This is a genomic window from Lapillicoccus sp. (assembly GCF_039935575.1).
Lineage (GTDB): Bacteria > Actinomycetota > Actinomycetes > Actinomycetales > Dermatophilaceae > Lapillicoccus.
The window spans coordinates 1-6,998 of sequence record NZ_JBDTKA010000126.1 but is presented as its reverse complement, the minus strand read 5'-3'; the positions used below and the strand labels follow the sequence as shown (position 1 = coordinate 6,998).

7 protein-coding genes are annotated in these 6,998 nt (G+C 71.4%); 4 read left to right on the top strand and 3 right to left on the bottom strand.

From position 1 onward, the window contains the following. Positions 1-848, top strand: an 848-nt coding sequence (locus tag ABI385_RS15160; RefSeq protein WP_348104595.1) for a D-alanine--D-alanine ligase family protein, incomplete at its 5' end; no start/stop codon positions are given. A 12-nt stretch (positions 849-860) separates the two neighbouring features. Here the strand turns inward: ABI385_RS15160 and ABI385_RS15155 are convergent. Next, positions 861-1,283: a DUF3515 family protein gene (locus ABI385_RS15155; RefSeq protein WP_348104594.1), complete on the bottom strand. Its 423-nt coding sequence runs from the start codon at positions 1,281-1,283 to the stop codon at positions 861-863. Positions 1,284-1,312: 29 nt separating this feature from the next. Further along, positions 1,313-1,546 (bottom strand): Lrp/AsnC ligand binding domain-containing protein, encoded by a 234-nt coding sequence (locus tag ABI385_RS15150; protein ID WP_348104596.1) that lies wholly within the window; start codon positions 1,544-1,546, stop codon positions 1,313-1,315. A gap of 159 nt (positions 1,547-1,705) precedes the next feature. On the opposite strand from ABI385_RS15150, the gene thiL reads away from it, so the two are divergent. Next, entirely contained in the window at positions 1,706-2,728 is a 1,023-nt protein-coding gene (gene thiL / locus ABI385_RS15145; RefSeq protein ID WP_348104593.1) for a thiamine-phosphate kinase, read from the top strand. Positions 2,729-2,784: 56 nt separating this feature from the next. Here the strand turns inward: thiL and rpmB are convergent, their stop codons facing one another. Next, entirely contained in the window at positions 2,785-2,973 is a 189-nt protein-coding gene (gene rpmB, locus ABI385_RS15140) for a 50S ribosomal protein L28 (protein ID WP_348104592.1), read from the bottom strand. Between the two features lie 158 nt (positions 2,974-3,131). Here rpmB and ABI385_RS15135 point away from each other — a divergent pair, with 158 nt between their 5' ends. Further along, entirely contained in the window at positions 3,132-4,898 is a 1,767-nt protein-coding gene (locus ABI385_RS15135; RefSeq protein ID WP_348104591.1) for a DAK2 domain-containing protein, read from the top strand. After that, on the top strand, positions 4,895-6,998 hold a 2,104-nt coding region (locus ABI385_RS15130; RefSeq protein ID WP_348104590.1), incomplete at its 3' end, for an ATP-dependent DNA helicase RecG. The genes ABI385_RS15135 and ABI385_RS15130, both read left to right, overlap by 4 nt.

The window sequence follows — 6,998 nt, the reverse complement described above, 5'->3', positions numbered from 1 at the left end:
TCACCGTGCTCGAGCCGGGGGAGCCGCCTCGCGAGCTCGGTGCGGTCGACGTCGTGTTCCCGCTCCTGCACGGGCCGTTCGGGGAGGACGGGACCCTCCAGGGCCTGCTCGAGCTGGCCGACGTGCGCTATGTCGGCTCCGGTGTCACCGCGTCGGCGGTCATGATGGACAAGGCCTTCATGAAGCTCGTGTTCGCGGCTGCCGGGCTCCCGTTGGCCCCTTACGTGGTGGTCCCCGACCGGCTCTGGCGCCACGACTGGCAAGCAGCCCTGGACGCGACGGCCGGCCTCGGCTGGCCGGTGTTCGTCAAGCCGGCCCGGGCCGGGTCGAGCATGGGGATCAGCCGAGTCGAGTCCCGGGACGAGCTGGCGGCCGCCATCGAGATCGCGCGCATCCATGACCCGAAGGTGGTCGTCGAGGCGGCCGTCCGGGGTCGGGAGATCGAGTGCGGGGTCCTCGAAGGCCGCGGGGGTGGGCCGGCCCGTACGAGTGCACTCGGGGAGGCGGTGGTCGTCAAGGGTCACGCGTTCTACGACTTCGAGGCCAAGTACCTGGCTGCCGACGACGTGCGGCTGGACTGCCCCGCGGACGTTCCCGACGAGGTGGTCACGCGCATCCAAGCGATGTCGGTGACGGCCTTCGAGGCGGCGGGCTGCGAAGGGCTGGCCAGGGTGGATTTCTTCTACACCGACGACGGCGACGTCATCCTCAACGAGATCAACACGATGCCCGGGTTCACCCCGTCCTCGATGTACCCCCTGGCCTGGCAGGCGAGCGGGGTCTCCTACACCGAGCTCATCGACGAGCTGATTGCGCTCGCCCTCGAGCGGCATACGGGCCTGCGCTGACTCCCGTGAGGCTCAGCTGCAGTGCCGGCCGGTCGTGGGCAGGGCGTCGGCAGATGCCGTGAAGACCGGCAGCAGGCTGCCTTCGGGCTGGTCACCGCGAGGGATGAGCACCTCGATCGCCGGGTCGCGTCCGTAGGTGACGAACCGCGTCCCGTCGGACAAGGGCGTCGCGACCCAGTCGACGCCGTTGACGGTCAGGCAGTCGTCCTTGGTCGGGCCTGGCGGGTCCACACCACAGCGCGCGACGATGGCCGGGTCGCCCCAGGCGCGGACGGCGGAGGAGACGGGGTCCGTCGTCACGACGGACCGCCCCGACACCGAGCCCGGCCAGGCTGCAGCGGCTGTCGTACACGCCGTGTCGGACGCGCGGACAGGGATGCTCACCTGGACGCCCCGCGAGCAGGCCGAACAGCCCGTCGCGGCCAGCAGCGCCATGAGCGCGGCTCCGGCCGCGCGGCGAGGAGTCAGACGTGGACCACCGTGCAGGTGAGGGTGCGAGTGATGCCGGGGACGTCCTGGATCTTGGCGATGACCAGCTTGCCCAGCTCGTCGACGGTGTTTGCCTCCACGCGGGCGATCACGTCGTAAGGCCCGGTTACGTCCTCGGCAAGGGCGACCCCGGAGATCCCGGCGATAGCCTCGGCGACGGACGCTGCCTTGCCGACCTCGGTCTGGATCAGGATGTATGCCTGGACCACCTGGGGCACACCTCGTTCCTGTTGTTGGACGGGGCTTCGGCGCCCCGGTGCCTGCGCCGCACCGTCGCGTCGCACCGCAGACGCTACCGTGCGCGTGGGCCGTTGCGTTCAGGGCGGGAGGCCGACCGGTCGCCGGTGCCGGTGAGAGGGAGAGGTGGTATGGACGAGCGGACCCTGGCTGACCTCGGGGAGGACGACCTGCTGGCTCTCATCATCCCCGTGCTGCGCTCGTACCAGACGGAGCACGCCGGGGGACGTCTGGTGGTGCCGCCGGGTGACGACGCGGCCGTCTCGCGCGTGGGGCCGCAGGCCGACGGCTGTGCGGCAGCGCCGGTCGAGGTGGTCGCGACGACCGACGCGATGGTCCGGGACCGAGACTGGCGCGACGCCTGGTCGAGCGGCGAGGACGTGGGTGCCAAGGTGGTCGCCCAGAACCTCGCCGACGTCGCCGCCATGGGTGGGCGGCCGACCGGCCTGCTGGTCACGCTGGTCGCCGACCCGGCCACGACTGTCGAGTGGACACTGGCGCTGTCCCGCGGGATCGGCGCTGCCGCGGCCGCCCACGAGGTAGACGTCCTGGGCGGCGACCTGTCCTCGGGGCCGTCGGGTGTGCTCATGGTGTCGGTCACCGCGCTCGGCGAGATGGACGGCCGGGCGCCAGTGCTCCGCTCGGGTGCGCTGGTGGGTGACGTGGTGGCGGTCTGTGGGTCCTTGGGACTGGCCGGGGCCGGCTGGGCGCTGCTGGAGCAAGGGAGACCCGACGCCGACCCCGAGGCTGTCGCCCGTCAGCGTCGACCCGAGCCACCCCTCGCCGACGGGCCGTCTGCGGCGCGCGCCGGAGCGAGCGCAATGCTCGACATCTCGGACGGCCTGCTGCGCGACGCCGACCGGATCGGCCGGGCGAGCGAGGTGTGCCTCGACCTGTCGGAGACGGCTCTCACCCCCGACGTCGAACGGCTGACCCCGGCCGTCGGCCGTGACCTGGCCCGCGAGTGCGTGCTGGCCGGTGGTGAGGAGCACTCGCTCCTCGCGACATTTGCCGACCGGGACCACGTCCCCGCCGGGTTCCGGGTGATAGGCCGGGTGGTCGCTGGTCGCGGGGTGAGCCTCGACGGCATCCGGCAGAAACCGCGCGGTTGGGACCATTTCGGCGCAAGCCCGGGGACAGCCCAGCGGACCTGATGAAGGCCGGCGACCCCACGTGGGGTGCCGGCCTCCTCGAGACAGTTGTCAGGCGTTCAGCGCGTGACCTTGCCCGCTTTGAGGCAGGACGTGCAGACATTCTGACGCTTGGGCGTCACACCGTTCACTATCGTCCGGACGCGCTGGATGTTGGGGTTCCAACGGCGCTTGGTGCGACGGTGCGAGTGCGAGATGTTGTGACCGAAGCTCGGTCCTTTGCCGCAGACATCGCAGTTGGCAGCCACGGTTGGATCTCCTGGTACTCGGATTGCGTGATGGATCGAACGAAAAGACAGGTGGCCTCTGGCGCAGCGCAGCCGCGCGGACAACCGGTCAAGAATAGCGGAGCAGCGACCACCGACCAAAACGCCGTCCGGCGGTGGCTCCCGAGTAACCTGCCCTGGTGAGCAGCGGGGTGCAGGGCGACGCCGTGCTCACGAGGTTGGACAACGCTGCTGCGCGGCGGTGGGCGGTGGTCACCCGCGCGGCGTTCGCGTCGCGTCGAGCGGAGATCGACGCGTTGAACGTCTTCCCAGTCCCCGACGGGGACACGGGCACGAACCTCTACCTAACCTTCGACGCGGGACTCGACGCGGCGCGCACGGAGTACGAAGAACGCTCCCGCACCGGACGACCCATCGCGGAGCACGACCTGGCCACCGAGTCTGAGATCTTTGCGCGGGCGCTGCTGCTGACGGCGCGCGGCAACTCCGGGGTCATCCTCAGCCAGATCTTCCGGGGTTTCGCCGACGAGGCCGCGGCCAGGGGGGCCTCTGGCCTCGACGGCCAGGGCCTGTCGGCAGCGATGAGCCGCGCCGACGACCTCGCCTGGAGCAGCGTCAGCCGGCCGGTTGAAGGCACCATCCTGTCCGTCTCCCGGGCGGCAGCCACGGCAGCCGCTCAGGCCGCTCAGGCCGCGCAGGCCGCGCAGGCGGCGAGCGGCACACCAGCCGACGAGAGCCTGTATGCCGTTACGTTCGCCGCGCTCGAAGCGGCCCGGACGGCACTCGCGCGCACTCCCCAGCAGCTGCCCCGGCTCGCTCAAGCCGGGGTCGTCGACGCCGGTGGCGCCGGATATGTCCTGCTGCTGGAGTCGCTCGAGCGAGTGGTGACGGGCGACGTGCCCGCCGACTCGTTCGCCGGGGAGGACCCGCTCAAGCGCCGGGCCGGCTGGACCCAGCCAGTGGTCAACCCGGTCGGTGCGACGTTGGCCGACCTCGAGGAGGGTGGGCCGGCATACGAGGTGATGTTCCTGCTGTCGGGGAGCTCCGACGCGGACGTCGACCATCTGCGGCAGCAGCTGGACCGCCTGGGCGACTCGGTCCTGGTCGTGGGCACCGGTGACCTGCGCAACGTGCACGTCCATGTCGACGACGTCGGCGCGGCGATCGAGGCGGGGATAGCCGCGGGCCGCCCGCACCGGATCCGGGTGACGCACTTCCGCGACCAGGTGCGTGCGACACCCGACCGCAACGCCCTCGCGGTGGTCACCTGCGCTGCCGGGGAGGGCCTGGCCGTCGCCTTCCGAGCGGCCGGAGCCTGGGTCATCCCGAGCGGACCCCGTCGCCGGGCGAGCGCCGGGCAGTTCCTCGAAGCCGTGCGCTCGACAGGAGCCGCGTCCGTGTTGCTGCTGCCCAACGACGCCGACACCCTTCTTGCGGCGAACGCAGCCGCCCGCGTAGGCGCCGAGGAGGGCATCGAGATCCAGGTCGTACCAGCGCGGACCGCGGTCCAGGGCATCGCGGCACTCGCGGTGCACGACCCCGGACGGTCGTTGGCGGAGAACGTCCTCGCGATGAGCAGCGCCGCCGCGGCGACCCGCAACGGAGCGGTGACCGTCGCGACGAAGGAGGCGTTCACCTCCGGTGGCCTCTGCCACGCCGGCGACGTGCTCGGCATCGTCGACGGCGACATCGTCATCGTCGGCCATCACTCTGGTGACTCTGGCGACTCTGACGAACATGACGGCCTTGCCGGGGTGGCGGGACAGGTCGTGGACCGGCTGCTCGCCAGCGGAGGCGAGCTGCTCACCATCGTTGCCGGTGAGGACGCGTCCCCGTCCCTCGCCGCTCAGGTCGGCGCGGCAGCCCGCACCACCCGGCGCCACCTCGAGGTGAACCAGCTCTACGGCGGCCAACCCGTCTACCCTCTCCTGCTGGGCGTCGAGTGAGCGGCGTCTGGACCGAGGACACGGCGCTGGTCAAGGCCGTGGGCCCCAAGGCGGCTTCGCCGCTGGCGAAGAACAAGGCCCTGAACACCATCGGCGACCTGTTCGAGTACCTGCCACGGGCCTACGTCGCCACCAACGCGCTCACCGACCTGTCGACGCTGCGTGAGGGCGAGACGGTGCTCGTGGTGGCCCGGGTCGTCCGGGCCCGCACCCAGCCGATGCGCCGCAACCCGCGCCAGAAGATGCTCACCGCGACGCTGACCGACGGGAGGCACGAGCTCGACCTGACGTTCTTCAAGGCCTGGGGCCACGAGCGGAAGCTGGCACCCGGGGTGGTGGGCGTCTTCGTGGGCACCGTGTCTCGGTTCAACAGCCGGTGGCAGCTGACCCACCCCGAGTACGAGGTGCTCGGCCTGGCCGACGACGGCTGGGGCGGTGCCGCCGCCGACGCCGACGACCCGCTCGCGACCGCCGAGAAGGGGGTCGCCCGCTATCTCGGGCACTACATCCCCGTCTACTCCGAGACCACGAAGGTCACTTCGCTCGACATCCGCAACGCCGTGGAGCTCGCGCTCGACACCGTCGACCGGGTCCGCGAACCCGTGCCGGAGGAGATATGCCGACGTCGCCGGTTGATGTCTCGGCGCGCGGCGCTCGAGCTCATCCACCGCCCCCGGCTCGAGGACACGCCGCGCCTCGGGGTCGACCGGCTGCGCTACGACGAGGCATTCGTGCTGCAGGTGATCCTGGCCCAGCGCCGCCAGGCGGTCGAGGAGATGACCGCCACCTCCCGCGTCGCGCGGGAGGGCGGGCTGCTGGCCGCGTTCGACGCGCGGGCGCCGTTCACCCTCACGGCGGGACAGCGCGAGGTCGGCGAGGTCCTGGCCCGTGAGTTGGCCCGCAACAGACCGATGCACCGGTTGCTGCAAGGGGAGGTCGGGTCGGGCAAGACCGTCGTCGCGCTGCGGGCGATGCTCGCCGCCGTCGACGCCGGTGGCCAGGCCGCCCTGCTGGCACCGACCGAGGTTCTCGCGTCGCAGCACCACCGTTCTCTCACCGCGATGCTCGGCGACCTCGCGCAGGGCGGAATGCTCGGCGGCAGCGCCATCGGCACCCGGATCGCCCTGCTGACCGGGAGCCTGAGCGCGGGTGCGCAGCGGACGGCCCTCAATGACGTCGTCACGGGCGATGCCGGGATCGTCGTGGGCACCCACTCGCTGATCCAGGACCGCGTCTCGTTCCACGACTTGGCACTGGTCGTCGTCGACGAACAGCACCGGTTCGGTGTGGAGCAGCGGGATGCATTGCGGGAGAAGGGGAAAGCCCCGCCGCATCTGCTTGTGATGACGGCCACACCGATCCCGAGAACCGTGGCCATGACGGTGTTCGGCGACATGGAGACGTCCACGTTGCGCGAGCTCCCAGCCGGGCGGTCGCCGATCACCACGCACGTCGTGGCGGCGTCCCGTCCGGGCTGGCTGGACCGCACCTGGGACCGGGTGGCGGAGGAGGTCGGCCGCGGCCGACAGGCATACGTCGTCTGTCCCAAGATCGGTGACGGCGAGACCGAAGAACCGGACGGCCCGGACGGCATGGACGGCACGGACGGCATGGACGCGGTTGACGAGCTGGATCTGGTTGACAAGCCCGGTGGTCCGGACGATCCCGGCCAGCCGGAGGTCCGCGAGCTGACCGGGGTCTACGCGATGCTGGAGCGGCTGGCCGTCGTGCCGTCCCTTGCGTCCGCGCGGATGGCGGTCCTGCACGGCAGGCTCGATGCCGACACCAAAGACGCCACGATGCTGGCGTTCTCGGCCGGGGAGATCGACGTCCTCGTCGCGACCACGGTGGTCGAGGTCGGCGTCGACGTGCCGAACGCCTCGGTCATGGTCGTCATGGACGCCGACCGGTTCGGGATCTCCCAGCTGCACCAGCTGCGCGGCCGGGTGGGACGTGGGTCGGCGCCGGGGTTGTGCCTGTTGGTGAGCGACGCGGAGCCGGGTACGCCTGCGGCCGGGCGTCTCGAGGCGGTTGCGGCCACGACCGACGGGTTCGAGCTGGCCCAGCGTGACCTCGAGCTGCGCCGGGAAGGCGACATCC

Bases quoted from the DNA above. Each gene is read 5' to 3' on its own strand.
- ABI385_RS15155 (WP_348104594.1), bottom strand. From the start codon at position 1,283: ATGGCGCTGCTGGCCGCGACGGGCTGTTCGGCCTGCTCGCGGGGCGTC.
- thiL (WP_348104593.1), top strand. From the start codon at position 1,706: ATGGACGAGCGGACCCTGGCTGACCTCGGGGAGGACGACCTGCTGGCT.